Origin of the sequence: Rosistilla carotiformis (genome assembly GCF_007753095.1) — a bacterium.
GTDB lineage: Bacteria > Planctomycetota > Planctomycetia > Pirellulales > Pirellulaceae > Rosistilla > Rosistilla carotiformis.
In genome coordinates this window covers 6,818,738-6,843,454 of the sequence record NZ_CP036348.1, presented here as the reverse complement: position 1 = coordinate 6,843,454, position 24,717 = coordinate 6,818,738, and the positions used below count along the sequence as shown (strand labels likewise).

Annotated in this window: 17 protein-coding genes and 1 tRNA gene; 8 read left to right on the top strand and 10 right to left on the bottom strand. The window is 58.1% G+C overall.

Annotated elements, in window-relative coordinates; translation table 11 throughout:
* Position 1 precedes the first annotated feature (1 nt).
* The 4 genes from Poly24_RS24655 (at position 2) to Poly24_RS24640 (ending at position 4,454) form a co-directional block, all read left to right on the top strand.
* Positions 2-1,270: a multiheme c-type cytochrome gene (locus tag Poly24_RS24655; protein ID WP_231753333.1), complete on the top strand. Its 1,269-nt coding sequence runs from the start codon at positions 2-4 to the stop codon at positions 1,268-1,270.
* Positions 1,271-1,287: 17 nt separating this feature from the next.
* Positions 1,288-2,334 carry a hypothetical protein gene (locus tag Poly24_RS24650; RefSeq protein WP_145101887.1) on the top strand — a complete coding sequence of 349 codons (1,047 nt, stop codon included), beginning with the start codon at positions 1,288-1,290 and terminating at the stop codon, positions 2,332-2,334.
* Positions 2,331-3,569, top strand: a complete 1,239-nt coding sequence (locus tag Poly24_RS24645) for a tetratricopeptide repeat protein (RefSeq protein ID WP_145101885.1) — start codon at positions 2,331-2,333, stop codon at positions 3,567-3,569. The genes Poly24_RS24650 and Poly24_RS24645 overlap by 4 nt, the downstream gene beginning before the upstream one ends.
* 195 nt (positions 3,570-3,764) lie before the next feature.
* A complete protein-coding gene (locus Poly24_RS24640; RefSeq protein ID WP_145101883.1) occupies positions 3,765-4,454 on the top strand; it encodes an ABC transporter ATP-binding protein in 690 nt (229 codons plus the stop codon).
* A 40-nt stretch (positions 4,455-4,494) separates the two neighbouring features.
* Here the strand turns inward: Poly24_RS24640 and Poly24_RS24635 are convergent, their stop codons facing one another.
* The 7 genes from Poly24_RS24635 to Poly24_RS24605 form a co-directional block, all read right to left on the bottom strand.
* Positions 4,495-6,972: a hypothetical protein gene (locus Poly24_RS24635; protein ID WP_145101881.1), complete on the bottom strand. Its 2,478-nt coding sequence runs from the start codon at positions 6,970-6,972 to the stop codon at positions 4,495-4,497.
* 3 nt (positions 6,973-6,975) lie between these two features.
* Positions 6,976-9,333 carry an ABC transporter substrate-binding protein gene (locus tag Poly24_RS24630; protein WP_197452153.1) on the bottom strand — a complete coding sequence of 786 codons (2,358 nt, stop codon included), beginning with the start codon at positions 9,331-9,333 and terminating at the stop codon, positions 6,976-6,978.
* Between the two features lie 56 nt (positions 9,334-9,389).
* Positions 9,390-12,788, bottom strand: coding sequence for an outer membrane protein assembly factor BamB family protein (locus tag Poly24_RS24625; protein ID WP_145101877.1), 3,399 nt, complete (start codon positions 12,786-12,788; stop codon positions 9,390-9,392).
* A gap of 3 nt (positions 12,789-12,791) precedes the next feature.
* Entirely contained in the window at positions 12,792-13,535 is a 744-nt protein-coding gene (locus Poly24_RS24620) for an ExbD/TolR family protein (RefSeq protein ID WP_145101875.1), read from the bottom strand.
* Between the two features lie 12 nt (positions 13,536-13,547).
* The gene (locus tag Poly24_RS24615) at positions 13,548-14,021 is read right to left on the bottom strand and encodes an ExbD/TolR family protein (protein ID WP_145101873.1); all 474 of its coding nucleotides are present in this window, start codon (positions 14,019-14,021) and stop codon (positions 13,548-13,550) included.
* Between the two features lie 52 nt (positions 14,022-14,073).
* The gene (locus Poly24_RS24610; RefSeq protein ID WP_231753332.1) at positions 14,074-14,730 is read right to left on the bottom strand and encodes a MotA/TolQ/ExbB proton channel family protein; all 657 of its coding nucleotides are present in this window, start codon (positions 14,728-14,730) and stop codon (positions 14,074-14,076) included.
* Positions 14,731-14,995: 265 nt separating this feature from the next.
* Complete coding sequence (locus Poly24_RS24605) at positions 14,996-15,898, bottom strand: hypothetical protein (protein WP_145101871.1); 903 nt, start codon at positions 15,896-15,898, stop codon at positions 14,996-14,998.
* A gap of 401 nt (positions 15,899-16,299) precedes the next feature.
* Here Poly24_RS24605 and Poly24_RS24600 point away from each other — a divergent pair.
* Positions 16,300-16,372 (top strand) — tRNA-Phe (locus Poly24_RS24600).
* 392 nt (positions 16,373-16,764) lie between these two features.
* Here the strand turns inward: Poly24_RS24600 and Poly24_RS24595 are convergent.
* Positions 16,765-17,121: a SpoIIAA family protein gene (locus Poly24_RS24595; protein ID WP_145101869.1), complete on the bottom strand. Its 357-nt coding sequence runs from the start codon at positions 17,119-17,121 to the stop codon at positions 16,765-16,767.
* Between the two features lie 415 nt (positions 17,122-17,536).
* On the opposite strand from Poly24_RS24595, the gene Poly24_RS24590 reads away from it, so the two are divergent.
* Positions 17,537-18,811: a radical SAM protein gene (locus Poly24_RS24590; protein ID WP_145103470.1), complete on the top strand. Its 1,275-nt coding sequence runs from the start codon at positions 17,537-17,539 to the stop codon at positions 18,809-18,811.
* 167 nt (positions 18,812-18,978) lie between these two features.
* On the opposite strand, the gene Poly24_RS24585 is transcribed toward Poly24_RS24590, so the two are convergent.
* Positions 18,979-20,331, bottom strand: a complete 1,353-nt coding sequence (locus Poly24_RS24585; RefSeq protein WP_145101867.1) for a DUF1501 domain-containing protein — start codon at positions 20,329-20,331, stop codon at positions 18,979-18,981.
* Positions 20,332-20,795: 464 nt separating this feature from the next.
* Between Poly24_RS24585 and Poly24_RS24580 the strand changes: the two genes are divergently transcribed.
* Both Poly24_RS24580 and Poly24_RS24575 read left to right on the top strand, forming a co-directional pair.
* On the top strand, positions 20,796-22,214 hold the full coding sequence (locus Poly24_RS24580; RefSeq protein ID WP_145101864.1) for a purple acid phosphatase family protein: 1,419 nt from the start codon (positions 20,796-20,798) through the stop codon (positions 22,212-22,214).
* 233 nt (positions 22,215-22,447) lie between these two features.
* Positions 22,448-23,704, top strand: coding sequence for a DEAD/DEAH box helicase (locus Poly24_RS24575; RefSeq protein ID WP_145101862.1), 1,257 nt, complete (start codon positions 22,448-22,450; stop codon positions 23,702-23,704).
* A gap of 33 nt (positions 23,705-23,737) precedes the next feature.
* Here Poly24_RS24575 and Poly24_RS24570 read toward each other — a convergent pair whose 3' ends face one another.
* Complete coding sequence (locus Poly24_RS24570) at positions 23,738-24,709, bottom strand: sugar phosphate isomerase/epimerase family protein (protein WP_145101860.1); 972 nt, start codon at positions 24,707-24,709, stop codon at positions 23,738-23,740.
* Between the last annotated feature and the right edge of the window lie 8 nt (positions 24,710-24,717).

Genomic DNA, 24,717 nt, shown 5'->3' with positions numbered 1-24,717 from the left:
GTTGAGAAGAGATAAAGCCATCCCAAAGAAGCAGCGCGTTGTTGCGGCAGAGGAAAATACTTCGCCGCAGCTTCGTCTGACAACCAAGATTCCGGCCGCTGCGGCGATCGGAATCTTGTTGGCGTTTGGCGTTGTCGCCCTCTTGGTCGCCGATACGATCTGGCCTGTTCCGCCAGTCCCATCGGCCGACGCGTCGGCGCTTGGGGCGACATCGGATTCATTGGCGGAGCCTCCGCAAGTCAAGGCGTGGAAGGGAATGATCGACCAGCACTTCGCTGGCGATGCCGCGTGCGCCAGTTGCCATCCCAAGCAAGCGGCTGCGCAGCTTCGCTCGGGACACTCTCGCACCGCAGTGGCCATGCTCGATTCGGACTTCGCATCCGAACTGCTTGCGGGGCCGCCCTACCAGGACTCGCGGCGTTCCCAGACCTTTGAATTCACTTCACACCGCGACCGCTTCATGGTTCGCGACGCCGACGATCCCGATCTGCCATCGCTTCCGGTCACCTGGCTGCTCGGTTCGGGGACGCATGCTCAGACACCGATCTTCGTCGACCAGCGGGCTCAGCGCGGTGTGGAAATGCGTTGGTCGTTCCTCGCCAATCGAGGCGGGATTGGGCTGACACCCGAACATGAGAAGTTCGATCAATACGAAGCCAAATCGCTGCAGTGTTACGGCCGGCCGATGGATGCCGGCGATGTTCGCAGCTGCCTTGGTTGTCACACCACCGTCGGGCCGCCCGCTCAGCTGTCGATCCAAAACGATCTGTATGTCGCCAATGTCGGTTGCGAACGCTGTCACGGGCCGCGGAAGCAGCACGCCCAGCTCGCGCAGCAGGGACGCGGTGAGGAATCCAAGCCGCTGGTCCAGTACGCGTCTGCCGAAGACTATATCGATGCCTGCGCCCAGTGCCACCGCGACGAGAGTTCGGTCTCGCCGACGGCACAGCCGCACGAACTGGTTCGCTTTCAGCCGTATGGTTTGAAGCGCAGTCGGTGTTATCTCGAATCACCCGACAAGCTAACCTGTTCGACCTGTCACGATCCCCACGACACCGTCTCGCACGACCGCACCGTCTACATCCAGCAATGCCAACAGTGCCATCAATCGGGACACGATTCATTGTGCACCGCCAGTCCTCAAGGCGATTGCATCGATTGCCATATGCCGGCCACCGAGTGGACGGCGGGGATCGCGTTCCATGATCACGAGATCCGAATCCACGAGGCTCTCGCACCAAAACACTCCACGCCACAGGTGAAGCCTTGAGCGCCCAAGTTTCCCCGATGCCGGTGCGATCGCGCGTCGCAGCCGTTCCCGCGGCGCGGGATCAGGCCAGCGGTTTCCTGTTTTCACCGCTGATCGATCTGCTGTTTATCGCCAACATCTTCTGGCCGTTGATCCTGTTTGTTGACGGTTTCGGCGGCGCGACGATGCATCAGAGCCTCACGTTTTGGCAGATCTACTTTATCACCACGCCGCATCGTTGGATCACGTTGGTTCTCGTCGGATTGGACAAAAAGAAGACCGCCGATCGGCGTGGGCTCTTTATCGGGCTGGCGTTAGCGATCGTTGCGGGTTGTCTGTGCCTGCGGTTTGGAACCGGCACGCTGTTATGCCTGGGGGTGATCGATTACGTCTGGAACGCCTGGCACTTTTCGTCTCAACATCACGGCATCTATCGGATCTATCAGCGTCGGCAACCGGAGCATCGGGACAGCGGAGCGTCTTCGGTAGAGAAGGCGTTGTTTCGCGGGTTTGTTTTGTATGTGATCGCTCGCGTGGCCGGTTGGGGATGGACCGAGGGGCCTTTTCCCGGATCGGACGCCTTCGCGCCGCTGGATCTGATCGTCGCTGGCATCCCGCTGTACTTCGTGCTGCGACAGTTGTTCCAGATGCGTTCGTTAGCCGCTTCAGGCATCGCCAGCTTTGCCTATCTGGCCAGCATGATGGGGCTGTTCACCGCGATGTTGTACGCCAGCCATCTGCAAGACAGTCAATTGGTTCTCCGCCTCGCCTTGGCGTCGGCAATCTTCCATTCGCTGGAATACCTGGCGATCGTCACCTGGAGCGTGCAGCAATCGCGCGGCAAGCCCCCGAACCCCGGCGATGCCCAGCCGGGCGTGTTCGCTTATCTGGCGGGGATGTGGATGCTTTTCTTAGTCGCGTTTGTCATGCTGATCGGCGCGGGCAATTACCTGTTGTCGCGTGGCTACTTTGAGGTTTGGTTGTTGGTCAACATGATCGTCGCCTTTTGGCACTATTGTTTCGACGGCCTGATCTGGAAATCGCCCAAGCGAACCCGAGCCGACCTGGCGGTGGAGAGCGCATGATGTCGCCGGTTCAACCTAACGCAAAACCGCTGCTCTCCCACGCGATCGCGCTGCTAACGCTCGCTTCGTGGGTCGGGCTGCTGTTGCAATGGCGAACACCTGCCGGGGATGCGATCCTCGTTTTTGCACGGGTCGACGTCTTGGTTTGCTCGCTATTTTTAAGTCTCCCGTTGGCGTTGGAATGGCTGCGCCGCGGGCGTTCCGCTTCGCCGGGGATCAGCGCCGCGGCGATGTTCTGCGGCTGGGGGAGCACCGCCGCACTGATGGTTTGGGCCGCCAGTACCCTGCCCCGCGGCGAGTTCAGCGAGTGGAGTCTCGTTGCGATTCGAGGAGCGATCGGTCTTTGTGTGGCCAGCGGTTCGGTTGGTTTTGCGAATCTGGTCGCTCGCCTTGCTGGCGACCGTCGCGACCGCGATCCGTCGATGTCGCCCGACGGCGATATCGAACGCGTCCTATCGGCGTGGCCACGCCGGACGATCTTTGCGGGGCTGTGGATCTTGGTTCCCGCAGTTTACGCACACGCGGTCGCCGCCGACTTACAGAAAGCGTTGACCGAATCGCTGCAGAACCAGCGGATCGCGTTGGCCGCGCGGCAAGCGGATCAATTGAGTCAGCTGGTACCAACACAAACAATCGACGGGACTCCGCTTGTCACTCTGCTGCCGCAACTGCAACAGCGGCGAACGCAATTAATCGATCAACTGGCAGACGCTGCCGAACCGACTTCGCTTGGCGAGATTGCCCAGCAGATCACCACGCTAGTCCAGTTGGAACGCCACGGCGAAGCGCTGCGGCGGATCGAACCGCTGACCCACGGAGCCAACTTCCATCCGGTGGCGCTCGATTATCAGGGGCTCTGTTTCCAGCGGATGGAGCGGCCCGAAGAGAGCATGGCAGCCTATCGGCGGTCTCTGGAGTTCTGGATGTCACAGCCCGATAGCGACGCTAAGACGGCGGGACTGGTCAGCGGATACAAAGGCATTGGATTCGCTGCGCGGCGGCTGCAGATGCGATTGCTGGAAGAGCAGGCGTATCAGCAGCTTGTCGAAATCGCACCGACTGGCGAGCATCACTTTTTGTTGGCCCAGTGTTATCGCGAACATCAAAAGACGCGACTGGCGTCCGAACAATTTCAGGCGGCGATGCAGCGGGATCCAAGCATGCAAAGCCAGATCGAAGCGATTTTGGCGACGCTGTCGATGGATCACTTTAGTTGTTTAAGCGTCCCGCGGTGATGCGGCGGTACGCTGCGAACGGTCGGCGATGCACGGCAGCGAGCGGGTCGGGCGTGCAAGCTGTCTAGCAATGGCACAGATTCTCGGTAGGATGACTTGATCGGCGGTTTGCAATTTTGCCAGCCGTTCAGAGCTGGGGCGACGCGAATCAGCCGCTAGCGAAACGCAATCCCTACGCGACGCGAGAAGTCATCCATGAGCAAGTTGGTTGTCGAACAGGTTAGTAAGCAATATGAAACGCGGACCGATCCCTTGGTCGTGTTGCGGGATGTTTCGCTGCAATTGGAAGCGGGGCAAAACGCGGCGATCATCGGTCCCAGCGGTTCGGGGAAAAGTACGCTGTTGCACATCCTCGGTTCGCTCGACCGACCGACTTCGGGGAGCGTGAAACTCGACGATGTCGACCCCTACGCGTTGGATGAAGAAGCGATCGCGCTGTTTCGCAACCAACGGATCGGCTTCATTTTTCAAGAGCATCATCTGCTGCCGCAGTTGTCGGTGATCGAAAACGTGCTGGTCCCGTCGCTGGCTCACGGCAAGCCGTCGGCGGCGAGGATCCAGCGAGCACAAGAGCTCTTGGAACGCGTGGGGCTAAGCGGTCGGTTGGAGCATTTGCCGAGCGAGCTTTCCGGAGGCGAGCGCGAACGCGTCGCGGTCGCTCGCGCATTGTTGTGCGAACCGACACTGGTGCTGGCTGACGAACCGACGGGGAACTTGGATCGCAACACCGCCGAGACTGTGGGACGATTGTTGGTCGATCTGCAGAAGCAGGAAAACGCGATGTTGATCGTCGTGACCCACAGTATGGCCTTGGCCGATCTGATGCAGCAGCGCTACGAATTGATCGACGGCGGGCTGCAAGTGGTGGACGGCGTCGCCGGTTAATCGAGGGCGATGCGAAATGCTGGCGTCGCCCAGCGGATGGCTAGTTGGCTTCCGCTTCGGCGCTTGCTTTGCTCGGCATCGGTTCGCCCTTTTCAACGGCGATCAGGTCGCGTTGCAGCGAGTTGATCAGGGCGTCGGAGATGTGTTCTTTCAGCAGTTCGCGGGTGCGTCCGAACATCTTGCGGATCGACGCGTTCTGCGATTTGCTTTCGGTTTGGATGATCGTCGATTGAAAGTCCATGTCATCGGCGATGAACGTATAGCTGGGCTGTTCCTTCAAAGATCGGAACAATTCCTGCGCGGATTTCAGATCCCCTTTCTCAAGCTTGATCCGGATCCGGGCCGCCAAGAGCGTGCGAATCGCGACGAGATCGACGATCTGATTCTCGACACCTTTGAGATACGCTTCGGCTCGTAGACGTGTATCGTCGCCGGGAATGTCGGCAATTTCCATCTCCGATTGTCCAGGAACCACAGGAAGTTTTGCCAGCACCGACCGGCCGTTCTTGACATACAGCAGCAACAAGGGTTGTTCGGACTTCTTGATCCAGATCCGGCCATCCCAATCGGTTCGGCCAACAAGTTCCATCTCGATCGAATCGAGTTCCTTGCTGTAGATGTCGTAACCGATCAAAGGAACGTCGGGCTCTCGTTGTGCGTGCAATCGGATGATCGTTTCATCCAGGAATGGACGGACCTTCATCGCGGTTCGCGTGGTCCGGCGATCGGATCGTCCTTGCAGTGTGCCGACGCGGCCGGCGTAGGCATCCATCTCGATCTTCGCCTTATCCAATTGGGTCGCCTTGAGGTAAGCAAAGTCGACGATTTCCAAGAGGCTTGGATTGTTGAAGCGATCGATTCGGCGGATCATCGGTTGCAGGAGGTCCCCCGGTTTGATTGCTGCGGGGGACGATTCATCCAGGACCAGTTCGCCTTCGGCATTTTCGATCATCAGCAGACCGCCGGCGCGGACGCGTCCCGTCGCGTTCTTTTTGCCGACATTGTCGAGTCGCACGATCGGCGCGAAGGATTTCACGGTCGCTCGCGCGACAGCGTCGGCCAGGTCGCGTTGATCCGTCGCGGTAGCTTTCACGATCGGTCCCATCAATCGCATCGGGCAATCGAGTTCGCGAACTGAGATCGCCATCGGTGAGACTTCGGTACGGATGCGGACGACAAACACCTTGTCCGGATCCTCGATCCTGGGCGCCACCGCGCCGGGAATCTTGGGGTCGATGATTTTCGCTTCGGGGTCCAAGTTCAGCGCGATCCCACGCGGTAGGATCATCGCGTCCATCAGGTCGTTGTTGACGATCTTTTTCTTCGCCTTGCGGGCCGCCTCGTAGACTTCCTCTTCTTCACCCACCGACCACTGCGATTCGAGGAACAGCACGCCTTCGGGGCGAGCCACCAGACGCGTTCCAAACTTGGTCCAACCGTTTCCTTCAACGATCATTTCGCGCAATTGATCGATCAGAACTTGTTGGTTGATGAATTCGTCCTGTTTGTCGATCCCCACCGCACCGTCGGGCGTCTTGATCCCATCGGGACGGGCTGTCTTCAGATAGAAATCTTTAAAGACGCGGTTGGGCAACGGTAGAAACGTCTGCGTGCCGGGCAGCAGCATGTGCAGATTATCGTCTTCATCGATCTTCCACAGCTTCACAAATTCGGCCCACGGTTGCCGCTGTTCGAGCGCCGCGCGGATCGGTTGCAGGATGATGTCGGTGGGGATCGGGAGTTCCTGCGTCTCGCTGAGCTTCAGGATCAGTTGTTGATCCTCAGTCAGCGTCGTCATGTCACTGATCGCTCCCCAGGCTTCGCTCTCGGCGATGATCTTCTGGATCCGTACCGCTTCGGCGGGAGTCGCTGTCGGCAGTGTTTCCTTGTACTTTTCAACGGCCGCGCGAAGTCGTGGGGCCCCTTCGTCTAAGGCGTTTTTCAATCGCGCGATGAAGGTTTCATCAAAGTAGATCTCAACATCGGATCCGTCTTGCGCGGCCCCTGCCATTCGCAAGCGATCGGGGGTTTCGAAGGTGAGCGAATCGAGGAATCGATTCCAGTTCGCCTTAGGGATTTCATCGGCGGCTTGGGCCATCGTTTCGATCGCTACCGGATCGCCGGGGATTTGTTCCAGCTTGTCACCGGCGGTTGCAATCGAACGGACCGACGACGCAAATTGATGGTTCCGCTTCATCGCCAGCACGTAATCGCGAGCGGCAATGTCGTCGTACTGCAGCGATTCAAAGTTGCGATACAGGATCGATTGAATTTCCTGTGGCGGTTCTTCGACGACGGGACTCCACGCGGCACCGGGCGACTTGTAGAACGATTCGTCGAGACTGTGGATCAGGTCGGGGATGTCGAGCGCGGTGCGGTCGTCGGCAACGATCCAGACGACCACGTTGTAGGGCTTGAAGTCCCACGGAACGGGATTTTCCCCGCGTGCGGCGCAGGCTAGCAGCGCCAGCCAAGGCAGACAGGAGATTCGGACGATACCGTTGACGAAAGATCGCATGCGTTATTTTGTGCTCGAGGAGAGTCGCCAGTTGTCCAACGATTGATACAGCGTGACATTGCTGCGGCCGACGCCGCGGATGTCCTTGCGGAAAGCGTACGAATCGACAAGTTGCCACAACGGCAAGACGGGCAGTTCGTGGTGCGAGATGCGATGCAATTCGCGGAGCCCGTCGCGGACATCTTTCCAGTTTTTGGACATCTCCAGCATCCGCAATCCCATCCCGACCAATTGGCTATCGGATTTTGCGAGCCCATCGGGGCCCACGATCCGCCGCGCATCGGCGACCGGTTCCCAGACGCTTGCCATGACATAGACCAAGTCGCATTGGCCCGGTTCGGGCCAGGTTTGTCCGGGGGGCAGCTTGATCGTTTCAACTTTCAATTCACCCAACAGCGAAAGCTGTGTCTTGATCGCTTCAACCGCCACGTTGGCGATGTCGGTGGCGGGGTAACCGATGCGAATCGGCTTCAGCTCCGGCGGCTTTTCTTTGTTTCGTTTCGCCAACGCATCGGCTTGCTGTTTCGCCATCGTGATCAAAAGATTGCCCAGACGCGGTTCATAGGGTCGCGGTTGGATCGTTTCATCGTAGGCGTAGGCTAACGGGTCGTTTAATTCGATCCCCGCGGGGAACGGCCCCGAAAGCACTTGGCAGCCCTGCACCGATTTGTTGGCCAGCAGTTCGCCGCTGAGAATCGTTTCGCGGTCGATGGCATAAAGCAGCGCCCGGCGGAAGGTTCGATCGGCAAGAAAGTGGTGGTCCGAACAGGGAACCAGCATGTGAACCGATGGCAAGGGATAGTTGATCACACTGACGCGCGGATCTTGCCGCAGCCGATCGGCGTCGGCGGGGAACAATTGATCGACAACGTCCAATTCTCCACGCAGCAGGCCCGAGACGGCATCGCCCGAATCGGCCAATTCGATTTCCACGACCTCTCGCGGTTGATGGGGCTGCAAATCCGTTCCCGTATAAACGTATCGTGTGACTCCGTCTTCTTGCAGGTCGAAGCGATACGATCCGGTCGGCGAATCGGGTTCGCCTTCGAAGACACCGCCATCGATCTTGCGTTGAAGCAAGGCGGTAGGGACCACGTGCGGACGATTCAAATAGGCGGTGATCTTTGTGAGTGTTGGGATTTCGATACGGTTTAACAACGCTGCCCAGGGGGCCGAATAGTCGGGATGGTCGGGACGGGCGCGGTTCATCAGCAATTCGGAGACGTTAAAGGAATTTGCGGTCGCCAGCGCCGGGGGGAGGTTGTTCAGGTCGATGTCAAAATACAGTTCCTTGCGGTCATCGCTGACCTCCAAGTCACCAAACAGAAAATCGTATTCGCCCCCTTCGGGGCCAGCGCCACTGATTTCGAACAGTGTTCGATACAGCAAGCGTCCGGCACGACGAGCCGACCAATTGTCGATCCGTGTCGGGTCGAAGACCGTCGCGGTCTGCAGCACGCCGACATTGACGAGCGGGTATTCGGCGTCGATCTTGGCGATCAATGCTTTGCCCCCTTCGATCCGCGGCCAGATCGCGTAGCTCTCTCGCGACAAAGCGCGCGCCGATCGCATGTCGCCCCGCTCACGGGCCGCCAATGCGGCGTCTCGCTTTTCGGCGGCCATCTTCAAAAATATCTCGGCCCACTTGGGAATCGACGAGATCTCGGCATTGCGATAATCGTTCTCCAGTCGGGCGTGCAGCTTTTGCGCGTATTCGAGTTGTCCGCCATCGACCAGTTCTTGAATCAGTTTATCGGTCACTGCGCCGATGACTCGCAAAACGATCTCCGTATTAAACGAAGGGTCGTGCTGGCGGAGCGATTCGAGCATCGCCAGCGTGTGTTTGTACGCACCTCGTTTCAACGAATCGGCGGCGTTGCGATACATGTAGTCGGTCCGCAATTGGTCGAGTCCTTCGACTTGCGGGTAATCGCGCAGCAGAATCGCCAGCAACGGATAGGCGTCGTCGAATCGTTTCTCCGCGATCATCTTTTGCACTTCGACCTGCAGGCGTTTTTCCCACAGTTCGATCGTTTCAATATCTTTCCAATCCGCTTCGTATTTGTTTCCCTCCAAGCCGACCAGGCTCATGACCAATTTGCCTTTGGGATTGACCGGCAGCTTGCGATTGGGGAAGTCGAAGAGGATGGTGCGGACAGCACCACCCCCCGCTTTTTCCGTGAACCGCACAATATCAAAAGGTTCGACATCCAGCAGTTCCATGCCACTGGGAACGGGACCTTGGGCGTCGTTTTGGCCGAGCGCGGTGCGGTGGGTGCCGAGTAACGTAAGGACGCACAGACACAGCGTCCGCGCTATGGCGAGACGATTTCGTGGGTCGAGCGAACTTGCGATAGGCATCGTATTAAATTTCAATTCCATGAGGTTCAGCGGACTCGTTGGCCGGCGCGGTCAACTCAATTTGCATTGGCGGGGGGATCGATGGCAAACACGATTCCCTCGGCACCGGGGGCGACGACCACGCTGCCAAACACGATCGGGGTCCCCGACAGCGGTTGACCAATATCGGTGGTGCCCTGCAATTCGCCACTGCTGGGATCGATTCGTAGCACCCAACCTTGTTCCCCCGCGATCAGCAGCGAACCATCGGCCAGCACCGGATCACCGACCGGGTTGCCCGCGGGCAGGTCGATCTGCCAAGCGGCTTTGCCTGTTGAATCATAAGCCGTCAACTTCTGATTGTCCGTCGCAACGACCGCTACCGAATCGATCGCTTTTGGGCCCCAGGTGACACGTCCGGCCAGCAGTAGTTCGGTGCCGGCTTTGAGGCTGTTGGCGTCAAAGGTCAGCAACATGTCGGCCGATGGGCCGGCTGCGATCGCCAGCACCTGATCGCCAACGATTGTCAAAGGACCCAGCAAAGGCCGTTCGACATCGCTGTCGGAAAGTTGGCGGATCTGGTCGCCTGCCCGAACGCGATACAGTTTCTTGCGATTGTCGCCAAAAATCACCTGCTCGGGATCGCTTGGCAACGACGCAAGCGAGGTCCAGGTGACCTTTTCGTTTGGCTTCAACGAGGGCTGGAACGGGTTGGACAGCATCCGGCCGCTCTGCCAATCCATCATCGCGATCCGGCCGCTATCCTGCGGCATCAACAGCCCCTTGCCGACCACCAGTGGATCGGCAGTAGGACGGCCGTCGGGTAGCGCCAGTTTGACGAGCCGCAGCTTTTGTTTTTCGCGCGACGGGTCGTAGACAGCGATCTGGTCGGGTTTGGTCTGATTGACCATGATCTTGGTGTTCTCACCAAATGAAATCGGCGAAACAAATTGGATGCCGTGCCCCTGACCGCCCGGATTTTCGACCGGTTTTTTGGTCGCTCCCGAAGCGATCGACGCGGCGTCGATTTCGTACAGTGCCCCCTGCGATGTCGCCGCGTGCAAGGCCGATCCGTGCTTGGCAACAAATGCCGTCGGCACACCTAGATCGGTTTGCCAGAAGACCTCCATCGTCTTTGGTTCCACGGCCGAAACGCGGATCCCCTTGGTGCCGCTGACCACGCGAGCGTGGATCAACGCATTGCCAACCAGTTTTGGTTGAGCGCTAAAAATATCCCCCGCATATTTGACTTCTCCCGGGATGACGCGTCCGGTGTTGATCTGCAAATCGAACCGCATGATCTGGCTGCCCGTGACCCACATCTGCGACCGATCGATCGTCATCTGCGTCAGCGTTGGTTCGCTGTAGGAGGGGACCTGTTCCGCGACTTTACTGACCTTGTTCGTCTCCGCCGTGGGTTCTACTTCGAATACCGAGATCTGTCCCAAGTTGGTGACGACGATCAATCGGCGGCCTTCGATTTGCGGATCGACCAAGACATTCCCTGTCAATCGGAAGCTGGTCTGCGATTGCTTCAGTTCATGGCCCCGTTTGTCGGTTTGCAAAACATGCATCAAGCAATAATCGCTGGACCGGTTTTCGAAGACAAACACATGGTTCAATAGGTACATCGGGGGCACCCGAATCGATTTCTCTTGGTGCCCGACATAATAGGATTCGATGCAGTTGCCGGTGCGATGGTCCAGCACATACAGGTTGCTGTGATCGCCGGGGACGTAGGAGACCGCCAGTCCTTTCTTGTTCTCGGTTCCGGGGCTGACTTCCAGCGCCTGCGGAATCTGCGAGACCCATAGCGTTTTGCCTGTTTCGGCGTCCAGCGAAGCGACCTTGCCCGAGTGGGTGCTGAAGTTGATCGTGTCATCGGCGACGACCGGCTGGGTAAACGTTTCGCCGATCGCGGCTCGCCATTGCAGCTTGCCATCGGATCCCGAAAGTCGTTGGACTTCCAATTGCGAACCGTCGGACAGCAGCACGCCATCTTCAGGCGTTTCGCCTAACGCGGTGGGTGGGTGTTCGTCGCGGTAGCCGACAAAGCGCCGCCACAGCAGCGAGCCATCGGAAGCTTTTAGCGCCTGCACCGATCCGCCCACTCGCACGAAGTAGACCAGGTCGCCGAGTTCGTTGAGCGTTCGTCCCGATTGGTTGGCCAGAACGATCGATTTTCGGATTTTGGTCTCCAGTTCATCGTTGGAAACCTTTAGTTCGGCAACGCCCGTTTTGACTAGCTCCTGTTGCAGTTTGCTGGCTTCCACAACCAAGGCGTTCATTTGCGCTTCATCGTGCAGTCGAGGGTACTCGCGGATGATCTGTTTCCGCGCCGCGTAAGCCGTCTTGGTATCCTTCGCCTCCAACGCCTGTTTCATCGTCGCGATCGTGTCGGCCAGTTTGCGGTCCCGACTGATGTCGCGATTGACCCGCAAGCGATCCTCTTCAATGATCGCCAAGCGTTTGCCCAAACTTTCGCGAAGCTCGGTCGAAACGTAGCTTGGTTCGGCGATCAATTCCATCTGTTGATCCAGGTGGCCGATGATCTTTTCCTTCTCGTCGGCATCGACGGTTTTGTCGGCCTGCGAGACAAATTTTTCCGCCACCTCGACCAGCAGTCCTGCTAGGTCGGCGCGGTTCTCGCCAAGGGCTTGCTCGTTGATTACGGTGGGCAACAGTGTGGACGCCGTCGTCAGAAATTTTTCGGGATCGGTTGAGTTCTGCATCGTTTGATACAGTTGGGCCATTGCGATCCGAACGCGCGCCTTGGAGGAATCCTCGGTCTCTTCGCCAAAGCTATCCAAGTAATCTAGGTACGTTTGTTTCGCGCCGGTGTAGTTTTCTTGAGCGTAGAAGTTGTTGGCACGCTCCATGTACTCGGCGGCGTTACCCTTGTTGATGTAGTTCCAGAAGAACCATCCCAGCGGCAGGCAGGCCAAAATCGCGCCGGCAACGCCATAGATCTTGAAGGAGTCCCAGACGCTCTTTTCGGGTTCCTTTTTAGACGTCTTGCGTTTTGTGGTTCGTCGCGAACCACTTGTCGATCGCTTCGGTTTGTCCGCCAGGCCCTGATCATCGATCGCTTCCACTTCGACCGCTTCGGCGTCGACCATTTCGGCATCGACGACGTCAGCTTCGATTGGTTCGACCTCCACCGCTTCCACCTCGATCGCTTCGATCTCTAGCGGATGTTCGCCTTCGTCCAACAGCAGTTCGGGTTCTTCGGCCACTTCGACCGGTTCGGGTTCGTCCTCTTGATATTGATCCGAACGTAATTCGCCAATCAATTTGGTCGCTTGGTATCGAGTCAGATGGCCGTTATCGACCAGCAGCTTTGCGACCGCTTCGGGAGTCACCCGCGCACCGCCCTCTTCCATCTGTTGGTTCAGAGCATCGACGATCTCTTGATCCAACAGACCACGGCGTTCAATCAGGGCGATTAGTTCGCGAGCGAGCACAGACTGTGACATCAACTATCCTTTTACCTCAGATTTCTGGATCTCGGAGAATCCGACTTCCGCTCCAGCGTCCATCGCATCGACGACCGCTTCGATCACGGCGTCTTCGTGAACCTCGATTTTTAATCGAGCTTCGGATTCGGGTTTCGCCTCTTTCAGTGCCCGAATCAAATTCTGTTTACCCGGTACCTCGCGTTCCCAATCGGCCGCCAATACGGTGAACGAATTGAATTCGTCGATCTGGACGGTCACCAGATCGATTTCCTCTTCAGGTTCGTCCTGTTGGTTGGTGCTGGGAGCATCGCTTTGGTCGCGCGGCATGGTGATCGATTTTTGCAGGCTGAACGACGCCGTAACCATAAAGAAGATCAACAGCAGGAAGGTCACGTCGACCATCGGCGTCATGTCCAATTCCGAATCGTCGCGGATCTTGCCACGCATCTCCAGGTCGTCGGGGGCGACCTCTTCTTCGATGCCAAAGTTAGTCGCGTTGACAGCTTCGGCCATCGCGTGCCCGTGATGGTGGGCGGTGGCGGTTGTCTCGACACTCGATGCGGTTTCGGTCGCGGGAGTGTCGGCTTCTGCCGCTTCGATCCCCTCGGCATCGATGCTATCGACGGTCGCTTCGATTTCAATCGGTTCGGCTGCGAGGGGCGCTGCGTCGACGGGGATCGCGTCGGCGTTGGGCAGATCGGCACCACAGTTTTCACAGCGGACGCCATGCGTTTGAAAGCCGCACTGCGGACAGGTCATGCTCATCCAATCAGCTCCCTATTCCTCTTTGACCGCGATATATGTCTGCTCGACCTCGGGGAAAGCGTCACCGAGCATCTTCTGCACTCGGGTCACCTCCCCACTGCGAACGTCCTTTTCGCACATCAGCATGATCTTGGCTTTACCCGATTCACGTTCGCGGGTGATGTAGCGGGTGATCGCTTCGAGTTGTGCTGCTGGATCGTTGGAGAAGGTGACGCCATCGTTGGATTGCAATTCGGCGGTCTCACCGGTTCCCCGTTTCATCTTAACCACTGCCGAATCTTTTGCCGAAATCGCGAGGCCATTATCCGCCAATGGGAGGTTGGTCGTCTGCGATGGATCCATTTTCGAGCAGACGACAAAGAAGATCAGCAGCAGGAAGGTGATGTCGATCATCGGCGTGATGTCCAGTTCATCGTCATCGCTCCGAGTGGGAGAGGTGATCGGTGGATCGTCATCGATTTCGTCGATCGGGGCCGCTGTGGACATAGTCGGTTACTCGAGCAGGGACAGGAAGGAAAAGATTTGCTGGCCACGGCGATTAGCGAGGTCGCGAGAGCCCGGATCGGAATGCTTCAAAAAAGCGATTCAGTCCCGCCCCGACAAGGTCTTCCATCTTGCTGATCCGAATGTTCACGCTGGCGGTGGCGATGATCAAAGGAACCGCAATCGCCAGTCCGCAAGCTGTCGTTCGCAGCGCGACGTTAATGTCGGCCGCAAGCATCGTGGGGTCGACCGATTCGGCGGTCGCCAGCGTTTTAAACGCTCCCATCATGCCGAATACCGTTCCGAACAGTCCGATCATCGGCGCGCTTTTGATTACCGTCGAGATCCAGCTGAGCCGGTGTTCGAGGTCGGCGATCACATCGCGTTGGAAGCGTTCGACGACCAACGCTTTGGCTTTTTGATAACCCAGTTCGCGATTCTCCACCGCCAATTCGACCATCTGCGGGATCGCCCGGGCGTCCCCTTCGACAAGTTCCAACACGGCGTCAAAGTTGCCCGACTCCAGCGGCTCGGCGACTTCGTCTAAGTAGTCGTTTTGTTCGTCTTCGGATTTGAATCGCTTGGCTGCGACGCGTGTCCAGACGATCACCACGCAGTAGATACCCCACAAGGCGACAGCCGCCAATGCAAAGTAAATGGAATCGGCGATCATTGAGTAAACGTCGGCTTTGGCCAGCAGCATCGCAGACATAGAGTCGTGGTCTCGAATCGAGGAAAGGTTCTTTTTGAGCGTTTGCTAATTTCGACGGGAGTTTCCGGATTCAAACGAGCCGGCTGAGCCAGGTCGTCGAATCGGGGGAGACGTTCCAAGGAGGAAGAGTAGGTGGAGGCTGGAGGTCTCAGGGAAACCGTATGCTTACGAGCATATTCGCCCGCGAACGTGTGGCAAGCCGACGTGCTCGCGGGGGCATTCAATTCCTTGAATTATAACCGGTCGGTTGCCGATTGCAGCTGCGTCACTTCGGTTTCCGATACCGCTGCTCCACGACGACGAATTGATGCCCATTCCCCCCCGGTTGCGATTCGAAGATCGTTTTGGCGATCTGAGTCACGCTGGGATAGCCTTTCTCTTTGGCATATTCCAATTCGGTGTGCGCCAGAATGTTCTCGAGATTCGGCGGGATGAACTTCAACACATGCCGTCCGGCACCCACTCCCACACCCGCTTTGCCCAGCAGGGTCTTGTCCCAGCGTTCCAGCGGGCCGGCTTGGGTGAAGCGAAAATAAAGACGTTTTTCAGTCGAAGTGTCCGGATTGTGCTTCTTCTTGGGGGCTTTGGCGAGGTTCGATGCGTAATCGACCCCTTCGGACGAACCGCCGATCGCCCCGAGTTCGATTTCGTAGAAGTCGAGCTGTTCGGCATACGAAGCCATCGATTTCGCCTGGAATTTCAGATTCCAACGTTCGAATCGCGGGATGATATCTTCCCCTTCCCCCTCGGGGCCCGGAGGTCGGCTGTCGCCTTGGCCCGATCCCGTTGTCGACGCCGACGCGTCGGTGTTCATCGAATCCAGCGAAGCGGCGACCGAACTGACAGCATCGGTAACCGCCTGCAGGGTGTCGGTCAGCGTCGGTTCGGTCAGTTCCGAAACCTCTTCTTGTCCTGGAGGTTCAAAATCGCGTTCAAAACCTTCGGCGTTTTCACCTCGGCCGGCCGCTTCTTCGACGATCGCCACGACCACTTCGCCCGATTTGAAGTTCAGCCGATCCAGCAGCCAGATCATGAACATAAAGAAGACGAAGAAGCCGACGAACACCAGCACCGCCATCAGCAGCGAACTGACCTGGTCGAACTGTGAAATCCGCAGCGATCGCGGCGTATGTTCCTGAGAATGTGTCGAAGGGTCTGCGACCGACATGGAAATGACTGGGGATAGATTGGGTGACGAAACTGGCGACGGTCGCCAGGGGCGTAGGGTGGATCGCAATCCTCCCGGTGGAGGGTCGGGCACGCTGCTGCGTCTGCAAAAGATGCAGTCGCTAGGCGAAGCCACCCGTTCTAATTTGGAAAACCTTTGAAATGCTTTGCGCTCGCGGATCCGCAGTCGGCTGTCGATCCGCGCTCTCGGGAGGTTGCAGTATAAAACATGGCAGCATTCGACGCGAACTTCCATCCCACCGCAGAGCAAGAAAATTGCCCCACCAAACCATCCTGTCGGAAAAACTGTCTATTTCTTCGACTTTCAAGAACGTTTGGCCCCTGGCTACCGATTGACACAATGTGCAGTTGGAATCAAAATCCCTGTTCGCCTTGCAACAAGGTCGGGTAGCTCAGTTGGTAGAGCAATGGATTGAAAATCCATGTGTCGGCGGTTCGATCCCGCCCCCGACCACTTTCTTTTTCGCTTTGTTGCGACATTTCGGTGTCGCCAGCGTCCACACTCCGAGCATCAGCTAAGCGAGCTCGCACGTCTATCTTCGGTCCCTTTGGGATCATCTTGCCCGGAAAAAGCACGCCCCGCGACGTTAACGAATCCCGTAGGGCCCCATGCGGTAGCCGGTGATTTGAGTGCAGGGAGCACCGCAGGAAGCCCCAGCGGCAATCGAATCGCCTCCCTCGACGAGAGGCATTCCATCTGCAATCCCTGCGGGGGCATCGCGCGTTGGGGCGTCGTGTTCCGGAGGTGCGCCGCTGTGCGACGACCTCCGGCTAACAACTGCAATCCCCCTCGGGATCCAGGGTGTCTCGCACGACATCATCGCGTAACGTCGTGTATCCGCGAGATTACGCCAGCCACTGGCGGGCTTCTTGTTCCTGGTCGGCTTCAAAATATTTGATCGTCGACATGGTGAAGGGTTTGCAGATCGCCGACATCCATTTTTCCCACTGGGCCTCGCCGACCATCGCAACCTTTTCGATGTCGCGGCAGTGTTTGGTGGCAAATTTGATGTCTTCCCAGACCGCGCCCATCTCCCAGCCGTGGAAGTCGTGCATCACAAACAGGATCTTGATTTTGCCAGCGGATTCGATCAATCGTTCGACGGCGGGTTCGAAGTGTGTGTAGTCTTCTTTGGTTAGCTTGTCGCTGACTTTGACTTCCAGTCGTCCTGCATCGAAGTCTTCATGGATTACGATCGCCATCGGTTCAGTTCCTTGATTGAAATGGATTCGGAGTTTTAGGTTGGTTCTGCGGTTGTGATTTGGCGGCAGCCGCGGCAAGAAGCTTCGGGTGATCCTTGGCGTGGCTGTCTCGTCGTATCATAAGGGGCTCGCTGGGGTGGGGCTACAGCCGACCGCGAGACGGTTGCTGTTGCAGGACGATGCTGCCCAGCGTGTTGATGGCTTGGTCGCCGTCGCTGCCGGAAGGGATCGATCCGTTTGGGGGCGGTGGGGGAGTCGGGTTTTCCGTTGGCGGTCGAATCGGCGCGGTGCGGCGACGGAGTGTTATTGAGGCCGGCGGCAGGCTATAGTTGATTCTGGCGGTCGCGCCCCTGCCCGACGCCCACTCACTTGCCCAATCCCCCCTGAATTCGGATCTGCTGATATGTATCTGCGAATGGCCAAGCGGCTCGCTTTGGAAACCGATAAGCGTTTGCTGTGGAAGCTGTTTTGGTTGATGGGCATCAAGGGATTTCGCAGCGTTCACAAGCACAAACGGCGGCTGAAGCGAGGCGAGTTTTTTCCGCCGTTCTTATATATGTCGGTGATCAACAGCTGCAATCTTCGCTGCCAAGGCTGTTGGGTCGACGTCGGGGCGAAGCAGAGCCGGATCGAGGTTGAGGCGGCTAACAAGACGATCACGCAAGCCAAGGCGATGGGGAATTCGTTTTTCGGAATCCTCGGTGGCGAGCCGTTTATGCACAAAGATCTGATGGAGATCTTCCGGTCGCATCCGGACGCCTATTTCCAGGTCTTCACCAACGGCCACTTCATCACCGACGAGGTTGCGGCGGAGCTGCATCGGCTGGGGAACGTCACGCCGCTGATCAGTGTCGAGGGGAGCGAGATCATCAGCGATCAACGCCGCGGCCGCGAGGGCGTTCTGAATCAGACGATGGAAGGAATCAAGACCGCGCTGCGACACAACCTGATGGTGGGTGTCTGTACCAGCGTTTGTCAGACGAATATCGACGACCTTGTCAACGACGCCTGGGTCGATCGGTTGATCGAGATGGGAGTCATGTACTGTTGGTTCCACGTCTATCGTCCCTGCGGTCCCGATGCCAATCCCGATCTCTCGCTCTCCAGCGACCAACAGCGCCGCGTGCGGCAGTTTGTTGTCGACACGCGAGCCACCAAACCGATCATCGTTGTCGATGCCTATCACGACGGCGCGGGGAATGCCCTCTGCCCGGCGGTGACTGGCTTCACGCACCACATCGGTCCTTGGGGCGATATCGAGCCCTGCCCGATCATTCAATTGGCTGCCGAAACAATCCACGACGATCGGCCGTTGAAGGACAAGTTTAACGAGTCGGAGTTTTTGCGCGACTTCCGCCACATGACGGCGCAGAACACTCGCGGCTGTGTCGTGATGGAGCGGCCCGACATCTTGGTCCAGATCGCCGAGAAGCATGGTGCCCGCGATACGACCGCTCGTGGAACCGCGATCGAGGAGCTGAAGGCGATGCAGCCGCGCCGCAGCCAATACGTTCCGGGCAATGAGATTCCCGAGCGCAACCTCGCTTATCGGTTAGCCAAGAAGTTCTGCTTCAGCGACTTCGGCGCCTACGATCAGCAAGCCTTCACGCAGGCCAAATGGACCGATCCAGGTGAATCACCGGCGGCGGAACGCTCCCCATCGCAGTTGCCCGTGATCTCGTCGAAGTAACGACGCGGCGTCCAGACGCCAATCGCATTGCCGCCGTTCGACCCAACGGTAAGCCCTCCCCGGAAAACTTGCTAAACGCACGTTTTCCGACCCTCCCTGCTTCGCCCGGCGGGTGTGTTATTGAATGGACATGAAACGTCACAGCGTTGCCGGTGGTCGTAACGCGCTTAGGCGATGACGTCGTACAGTGGTCGGCCGCCGATGATCAGCGGTCGGTTGTCGCGATCGTAGATCTCGGTGTTGGGATCGATCCCCAGCAATTGATACATCGTCGCGGCGAGGTCTTCCGGTTTGACAGCCTTTTCTAGCGGGAACTTCGCCCGTTCGTCCGACTTGCCATGGACGTAGCCTCCCTTTACGCCGCCGCCTGCTAACAGCGCGGTGTAGCACTGGGGCCAGTGGTCGCGGCTGACGTTCTTGTTGATCTCCGGCGTGCGGCCAAATTCTCCCATCCAGACGACAAGCGTCTCGTCCAACAGGCCGCGTTGGTGCAGGTCGTCGATCAGGGTGGGAAGCGTCTGGTCGGTCAGCGGCATTTGGTACTTGTCGACGATCTTGTACATCCGCGTGTTGTCGAAGCCGTGGGTATCCCAGCCTCCCTGTCCAACGCGGCGACCGCCGATGCTGTTGGAGAAGTAGACGGTGACAAACTTCACGCCCGATTCAACCAACCGCCGAGCCAGCAGGCAGCTCTGTCCATAACTGGTCCGCCCGTACGCCTCGCGAACCGCTGTCGGTTCTGCTGACAAGTCGAACGCTTTGCGGACGTTGTCCGATGTGAGCATCGAGATCGCCCGCTCGTAATATTGGTCGAAGCCGCGAGCTTCGCCCGAGTGCTCCATCAACCGCATCTGCCTGTCGACAAGCTGTTGCATCTCGCGACGGCGATGCAGTCGATCGATCGATAGTCCGTCGGGGAGGCTGAGTTCGGGGAGCTGGAAATTTTTGTCGTTGGGATCTTCCAGGAACAGTAGCGGATCGTGCCCCTTGCCGAGGAAGCTGGCGTGTTGGCCGGGAACGATCGAACCGTCGCGGATCACGTGAGGGTACGACACAAACGACGGCATCCCCGAATCGCTTGGCAACAGATGGTCGACGACGCTGCCGTAGGCCGGGAAGAGATCCAGCGAATCTCGCAGGCGTTGGTCGTCGCTAGGCGGTTCGTGACCGCTGAGCGCGTAATAGCCGGCCGAAGCGTGGTTCTTCATCTTGTGAGTCATCGTGCGAATCAAGCTCACATGATGCATCTGCTTGGCCATGTTGGGCAACAGTTCGCAGACCTCGATCCCATCGGCGCTGCTGGCGATCGGCCGATAGGGACTCCGCACCGCGGCCGGCGCGTTCGGCTTCATGTCGAACGTGTCCAACTGGCTCGGCCCGCCCCACTGGAACAAGAAGATCACCGACTTCGCCTTCGGCTTGATCTGCCGCGTTTGTTCAGCGGCTCGGATCAACTTGGGCATCGACATCCCCAGCATCCCCGCGCCTCCAACGCGCAACATCGCTCGTCGATTTAACATCGGATTGGGCTCCAGGAATGGTGGGATTGTGGGGAAGGTGAACGCGTTGCAGTGGCTCCAGTATACAATACGGCCACGCGAAAATCGATCGCCAACGCTCCTGGCAACGCTGGAGTCGAAGGACGCCGCCGCCCTCGTTCCGCTTTGCGGTCGCAGCATCCGCTCGAAGAGGGGCCGCTGGCGTCTGGGCACAGTGGTGGGTCAGGCGGCGGAGTTGGCTTCGGTTGTTGGGGTGGAAAGTTGGCAGCGAAGGGTGTGCTATTCGGTCGGAGTGGGTTCAATGCGGCGGGCTAGGGGTGTATAAGCTGCTGTCGTGCAGCAGTGCCTTGCCGGCGTTCTTGCGGTTGGCCCGTCGCTTAGCTGGCGAGATCTTAACCGCTTCTTAACGGTTGGTGGCTACACTGCTGCAGCACGATAGCCTTCAAGTCGAAACTAACGAAACAATATTCCCAAGGTATCCACCTATGACGCTCTGCCGAACTCTTTTGCTGGCCTGCTTCGCCATCCTCTCGGTTCCCCACTTGGGGATCGCACACGAGGGGGAGCATGGCCATTCGCACGCTCCGATCGCGGTCAAGCCCGATGAAATGTACGAACCGACGGCGATGCCCGATCGGATCATTCTGTCTTGGGACGGCGACCCGCGCACGACCCAGGCGGTCACTTGGCGAACCTCAACCGCGGTCAATATCGGGCTTGCCGAGATCGCCGTCGCCGAAGCTGGCCCAGGATTTCCCGCGAAGGCGGAGCAGTTAGCGGCGGTCTCCGAAGCGCTGAAGACGGATCTGAACACCGCACATTTTCATAGCGTCAGCTTTCGCGACCTGAAGCCAGGGACGCGCTATGCCTATCGCGTTGGCGACGGAGTGAACTGGAGCGAGTGGTTTCATTTCTCGACCGCGTCGGCCGAGGCCGAGCCGTTTTCGTTCGTCTACTTTGGCGATGCGCAAAACAATCTGCGTTCGATGTGGTCGCGAGTGATTCGTGAAGCCTACCGCGACGCGCCCAAAGCGGCGTTCCTGTTGCACGCCGGCGATCTCGTGAATCGCGGGTCATCGGACGCTGAGTGGGGCGAATGGTTTGGTGCCGGCGCGTGGCTCAACGCGATGACGCCCAGCATCGCAGTCCCTGGCAACCACGAGCAATCCAAAGCCGCCGATGGCAAGAGTCGGCATTTGACCACTCATTGGCGACCATCGTTCACGTTCCCGCAAAACGGCCCCAAGGGGCTTGAGGAAAGTTGCTTCACGTTGGTCTATCAGAATCTGCGTGTGATCGCTCTCAACAGCAACGAAATGCAAGCTGAGCAGGCTGTCTGGCTGGAAGAGGTCTTGGCGAGCAATACATCGCAATGGGTCGTCTGCACGTTCCATCATCCGATTTTCTCGACCGGAAAGGGACGCGACAATCGCGAGCTGCGAACGCTTTGGAAACCGATTCTGGACAAGTACAAAGTCGATCTCGTGCTGCAGGGGCACGATCACACCTATGGGCGAACCGGTTTTGATGTCCCGGGAGTCGAGGTTTCGGAAAAAGAATTCCCCGCATTTGGTACCGATAAGGAGGTTCCTGTCGGCACGGTCAACGTTCCCACCGGGGTGCAGAACGTCGATGCCGATCACGGCACGGTCTACGTCGTTTCGGTCAGCGGACCCAAGATGTACGACAATACGCGATGGCCGTTTATGAAACGTCTGGGCGAAGACACGCAGCTGTATCAGGTGATCCACATCGATGGCAAACAGCTTCGCTTTGAAGCGCGCACCGCGATCGGCCAGCTGTACGACGCGTTCGAGTTGCACAAGCAAGCCGATGGTGAGCTCAATAAACTGGTGGAGATCGAAGTCGAGTTGCCGCAGAATCTACGCCCGCGGGACAAGTAATCCCTCGCGTTGGCAAGCGGCAATCAATGTCTGTGAAAGCGCTGGTTTGTTCATAAGTCAGTGCTTTTGAGGGGCTGGCGTCTTGGTCTTCCAGCCCACCTCGGAATTAGCCCGATGGTCAAAGGCTTTGATTCCCACTACAACTTACGGTACAAAATTTCCTGCAAACAACGTCAGCACTGGATAGGCCGGTGCCTTCGTCGCGCGAACGCGTCTCCATTCTCAGTCAAAACATGGAATCAACCTCTTCGGAGCCATCGCTGTCCTTCAGCGATCTCGATCTTTCGCCCATCATGCTTCGGGCGTTAAAGATATGCCAGTTCGAGAACCCGTCACCAATCCAAGCGGGGCTGATCCCGCTTGCGTTGGAAGGGGAGGATGTGATCGGCCAAGCGCGGACCGGTACCGGCAAGACCGCCGCGTTCGGCATTCCGATCCTGGAACAACTCGATCCGTTAGAGGATCGCTGCCTGCCGCAAGCCCTGATTCTGGTGCCGACGCGCGAACTGGCCGATCAGGTCGGGCAGGAACTGACCCGCTTGGCGAAGGGGGTGCCTACCAGCATCGCCGTATTGGCAGGCGGTAAGAACCTTCGCAAGCAGACCCAGCAGTTAAGCGATGGCGTGCAGGTCGTTGTCGGGACGCCCGGCCGCGTGCACGACCATCTGCAGCGCGGGACCTTCAAAACCCATGACATCTGGTGCGTGGTGCTGGATGAGGCCGACCGGATGCTCGATATCGGGTTCCGTCCGCAGATCGAACGGATCCTGCGAAAATGTCCTAAAGACCGGCAAACGTTGCTGCTTTCGGCAACGATGGCGCCGCAGGTTCGCATCTTGGCCGAACGCTATATGTTCGAACCCAAGACGGTCGACTGCAGTTCGAAGGACATGTCGGTCGAAACGATCGAACAGCATTACTTTACCGTCGACGCGGATAAACGGCTGGAGTTGTTGATGCGTCTGCTGGATCGTGAGACGCCCGAGCAGGTGATCATCTTCTGTCGGACGAAGCGTGGTACCGACAAGTTGCATCGCAAGCTGAGCGAAAAGTATGACGGTGTCGGGTGTATGCATGGCGATATGCAGCAGCGCGAACGCGATCGCGTGATCAAGCAACTGCGTAGCAAGGATTTGAAAGTCCTGGTTGCCACCGATGTTGTCGGTCGTGGTATCGATATCACAACGATCTCGCACATCATCAACTTCGATGTGCCGCAGGACTGCGACGATTATGTGCACCGCGTTGGCCGTACTGGGCGAATGGGCCGCGATGGCGTGGCGTATACGTTTATCGTTCCCGGCGAAGGGGATGTGCTGACGTCGATCGAACAGCGGATCAATAAGCAATTGATCAAGGACGTGATGGATGGGTTTGACCATCCCGTGCCGGTCAATCGCGTCGCGCAAGCTCAGGAGGCTGAAAAGCCGAAGGAGCCGGGCCGGCCAAAGTTGAACCGGATCGTCCGTCACACGCGGAAGCGATTCTAGAGTTCCCGGGGGTGCGTGCCGTTAGCCCCTTTTCTATTTCGGCCGTTCAATCCCGGCGACGTGAAATGCGTCGGCCATCGGGCGAAAAGATTCCTTGGCTGCGGCGATTGCGTCGTAGCCTGGTTGCTTCCAGATCTGCGAACTGACTTCGACGCAGAAGTCTCCTGCGTAGCCGTTTTCGATGAGCCGTTTCAGTAGTTGCGGGTAATCGATCTTCCCCGAGGAACCGGGCAGCGCGAACCGTGTTTGGCCGCCATCGGCAATCGCGTCTTTTGCGTGAACAAAGAGTGTGTACGCGGCGAGGTCGCGAACCGATTGGTTCATGTCGATCCCTTGCGCGGCAAAATGGCTGTAGTCGTACGCGAGGCCAATCCGTTCGTTACCGACTTGCCGCATCAGCCAACGCGCTTTTTCTGGCGTGTCGACAGCATGATGCACGTGCGGCTTGATCGCGATCTGCACGTCTTCCCGCTCCGCCAACGCAGCCCATTTCCGCAGTGTTTCTGCGAACCGGTCGCGGACCTCCAGCCAGTTTCCGCCGCCAAGTACCGTTTCAATCAATGGGGAATCACCCGCTTCCAGGTCATGGCCAAGGGCTGCGGCACGCTTTAAGCGTTCGATGGCTTGTTGGTTTATCGCCTGGTCCGTCGACAGCGGCAGATGCTCCATCAGCGCGCGAAGGCACATGTTGTATTTAGCCAGCGTGGCGCGGAGGTCGCGACGTCGGACACGATCGAGCCGGGCCGGATCGGTGTCAAAGCCTTCCAGTAGGCAGAACTCTACCGAATCGTAGCCGATCTCTCGCAGTGTCTGGATCGCAACTTCTGTCTTGATGTCGCGCATTCCGTATAGGCTGAAGCCGAGCGAAAGTTTGCCGCTGCAATCCACTATCGAATGCGCTGCTGCCGATTCCGGTCGGCATGCGGCGGTCGTCAGGGCGGTGCTGGCCAATAAAAATGTTCGGCGATCGGCGCGGTGTCGACGCGGTAGGGGATCGCTGTGCATCGTGGCAA

Coding starts and splice junctions, on each gene's coding strand:
- Poly24_RS24650 (WP_145101887.1), top strand. CDS start 1,288: ATGCCGGTGCGATCGCGCGTCGCAGCCGTTCCCGCGGCGCGGGATCAG.
- Poly24_RS24645 (WP_145101885.1), top strand. CDS start 2,331: ATGATGTCGCCGGTTCAACCTAACGCAAAACCGCTGCTCTCCCACGCG.
- Poly24_RS24640 (WP_145101883.1), top strand. CDS start 3,765: ATGAGCAAGTTGGTTGTCGAACAGGTTAGTAAGCAATATGAAACGCGG.
- Poly24_RS24635 (WP_145101881.1), bottom strand. CDS start 6,972: ATGCGATCTTTCGTCAACGGTATCGTCCGAATCTCCTGTCTGCCTTGG.
- Poly24_RS24630 (WP_197452153.1), bottom strand. CDS start 9,333: ATGCCTATCGCAAGTTCGCTCGACCCACGAAATCGTCTCGCCATAGCG.
- Poly24_RS24625 (WP_145101877.1), bottom strand. CDS start 12,788: ATGTCACAGTCTGTGCTCGCTCGCGAACTAATCGCCCTGATTGAACGC.
- Poly24_RS24620 (WP_145101875.1), bottom strand. CDS start 13,535: ATGAGCATGACCTGTCCGCAGTGCGGCTTTCAAACGCATGGCGTCCGC.
- Poly24_RS24615 (WP_145101873.1), bottom strand. CDS start 14,021: ATGTCCACAGCGGCCCCGATCGACGAAATCGATGACGATCCACCGATC.
- Poly24_RS24610 (WP_231753332.1), bottom strand. CDS start 14,730: ATGTCTGCGATGCTGCTGGCCAAAGCCGACGTTTACTCAATGATCGCC.
- Poly24_RS24605 (WP_145101871.1), bottom strand. CDS start 15,898: ATGTCGGTCGCAGACCCTTCGACACATTCTCAGGAACATACGCCGCGA.
- Poly24_RS24595 (WP_145101869.1), bottom strand. CDS start 17,121: ATGGCGATCGTAATCCATGAAGACTTCGATGCAGGACGACTGGAAGTC.
- Poly24_RS24590 (WP_145103470.1), top strand. CDS start 17,537: ATGGCCAAGCGGCTCGCTTTGGAAACCGATAAGCGTTTGCTGTGGAAG.
- Poly24_RS24585 (WP_145101867.1), bottom strand. CDS start 20,331: ATGTTAAATCGACGAGCGATGTTGCGCGTTGGAGGCGCGGGGATGCTG.
- Poly24_RS24580 (WP_145101864.1), top strand. CDS start 20,796: ATGACGCTCTGCCGAACTCTTTTGCTGGCCTGCTTCGCCATCCTCTCG.
- Poly24_RS24575 (WP_145101862.1), top strand. CDS start 22,448: ATGGAATCAACCTCTTCGGAGCCATCGCTGTCCTTCAGCGATCTCGAT.
- Poly24_RS24570 (WP_145101860.1), bottom strand. CDS start 24,709: ATGCACAGCGATCCCCTACCGCGTCGACACCGCGCCGATCGCCGAACA.